The organism is Mesorhizobium sp. M7A.F.Ca.US.005.03.1.1 (assembly GCF_003997975.1).
Classification (GTDB): Bacteria; Pseudomonadota; Alphaproteobacteria; order Rhizobiales; family Rhizobiaceae; genus Mesorhizobium; species Mesorhizobium ciceri.
This window is the reverse complement of the sequence record NZ_RZRO01000201.1, coordinates 1-2,455: the sequence shown is the minus strand read 5'-3', so window position 1 is coordinate 2,455 and position 2,455 is coordinate 1. Positions and strand designations below refer to the sequence as shown.

Below are 2,455 nucleotides of genomic sequence, written 5' to 3'. Positions count from 1 at the left end.
TTGTTGATCTGCTCAAGGGCTCGCGATGCCGCGAGCAAATTCTCGGCATAGTTTCTGGGATCAAAAACAATGAACGCCGATGCCGGTGGCGCTGACAGTGCAACAGCGGCAACAAGGGCACCGGCGGCGGCTATGCGGCGGATGCGGTGACGTGCAGGAACGGACTTCATGGAGAAACCTCCTTTGCGGATTGGTCGATGACGTTGGTCAGATCGGGGATGAGGTCGGCCGCCCAGGGAAGACCCCGATCGGCAAGCCAGGCCTCGAGGAAATGGTCTCGGCCTGCCTCAGCGATTATCCGATCAATCGCCGCCTGGTCGGACTTCGAGGACGCAGCGCAAAGCGCCAGCGCGATCGGACCGAGGCCTAATTCGAACAGCCGGTTCCCGCGCCGCGACTGGCAGTAGTAGTCGCGCTTGGGCATCGCTCGGGCGACGATCTCGATCTGGCGATCGTTGAGACCGAAGCGCCGGTATATCTCCGTGATCTGTGGCTCGCTCGCGCGCTCATTCGGCAGGAACAGCCGTGTCGGACAGCTTTCGACGATGGCCGGCGCGATCAGGCTGCCGTCGATGTCGGAGAGCGACTGCGTGGCGAAGATAACGGAAGCGTTCTTCTTCCTCAGCGTCTTCAGCCATTCGCGCAGCTGATCTGCAAAGCCGCCATCATCGAGGCCCAGCCAGCCCTCATCGATGATCAGCAGTGTCGGCCGGCCGTCCATTCGCTGTTCGATGCGGTGAAAGAGATAGGCAAGCACGGCCGGTGCCGCACCGGTGCCGATCAGCCCTTCGGTCTCGAACGCCTGTACGGATGTGTCACCAAGACGTTCGTGCTCGGCATCGAGCAGCCGTCCATAGGGACCGCCGATGCAATAGGGCCGGAACGCCTGCTTCAGCGACGATGATTGCAGCAGCACCGTCAAGCCGGTCAGAGTTCGTTCCTGAACCGGGGCGGAGGCCAGTGATGTCAGTGCTGACCAGAGATGTTCCTTCACCTCCGGCGTGACGGGGACGCCTTCGCGCAGAAGAATGTCGACAAGCCAGTCGGCTGCCCAGGCGCGTTCGGGAACGTGGTGGACGCGGCCAAGCGGCTGAAGCGAAATGGTGTCGATGTCGTCTGACAGATCCGCCAGGGTCAAAAGGGCAAGCGGATCGTGCGCTCCCTGCCCGTTCGACGCACTGCTGCCGAGATTATGCCAGTCTCCCGCCATGGCGAGCATTGCCGCGCGGATCGAACCACCAAAATCGAAGGCAAAGATCTGGCTGTTCCCGTAGCGCCGGAACTGCAGGGCCATAAGTGCCAGCACGACCGACTTGCCCGCGCCCGTCGGACCCACGACAAGGGTGTGACCGACATCGCCGACATGAAGGCTGAAGCGGAACGGCGTCGCGCCTTCAGTCCTGGCGAAGAACAGCGGCGGTGCGCGAAAATGCTCATCCTCAACCGGTCCCGCCCAGACTGCCGAGAGCGGGATCATGTGGGCGAGGTTCAGCGTCGATAGTGGCGGTTGGCGGACGTTCGCGTAGACATGGCCGGGAATGCTGCCGAGCCAGGCTTCGATGGCGTTGATCCTCTCGGCGATGCATGTGAAATCCCGCCCCTGGATGACTTTCTCGACCAGGCGGAGTTTCTCGTCCGCGATCGACGGATCGGCATCCCACACAGTGAGCGTCGCCGTGACGTAAGCCTGTCCGATCTGGTCGGAGCCGAGGTCCTGCAGGGCCGCGTCCGCATCGGCTGCCTTGTTTGCCGCGTCGGTGTCGACCAGCACGGATGCCTCGTTGGTCATCACCTCCTTGAGGATCGCGGCGACGGACTTCCGCTTTGCGAACCACTGCCGGCGGATCTTCGTCAGCAGCCTGGTCGCATCGCTCTTGTCGAGCAGGATCGCCCGCGTCGACCAGCGATAGGGGAAGGCAAGCGCATTGAGATCGTCGAGGACCCCCGGAAAGGTAGTGGTCGGGAACCCGATGATAGTCAGCGTGCGCAGGTGGATGTCGCCCAGTCGCGGCTCCAGTCCACCGGCAAGCGGCTGGTCGACCAGAAGTGCATCGAGATGCATCGGTGTTTCCGGAACCCGGACACGATGACGCCTGGTCGAGACCGTCGAGTGCAGATAGGTCAGCGTCTCGCCGTCGGCGAGCCATGCAGCCTCTGGAACAAAGCCTTCGAACAGATCCAGCACACGGTCGGTACGGTCGACAAAGCTCTTCAGCAGTTCCCGGGGATCGACGCCGCTCCTTTCCCGGCCTTCGTAAAGCCAGCTCTCCATCCGCGAGAGGTCCTCGGCCGGCGGCAGCCAGACGATGCTGAGAAAATAGCTGGTCTCGAACAGCTCTCCGTCCGGCTGGCGACCGCTCCACTGCAACGGGCCTCGGCCGCTCCTGCTCTCGAACTGCTCGCGCCGTTCGATGTCGAGAAGCGCAGATGCAGAATCGGGGAACCGGCTGTCAGG

The 2,455-nt window shown here is 62.9% G+C and carries 1 protein-coding gene; it reads right to left on the bottom strand.

All coding sequences use genetic code 11. The features are described 5' to 3' along the window. Positions 1 to 166 precede the first annotated feature (166 nt). Positions 167 to 2,455: conjugal transfer protein TrbE (gene trbE / locus EN990_RS35085; protein ID WP_127388575.1), on the bottom strand; the 2,289-nt coding region annotated here is incomplete at its 5' end.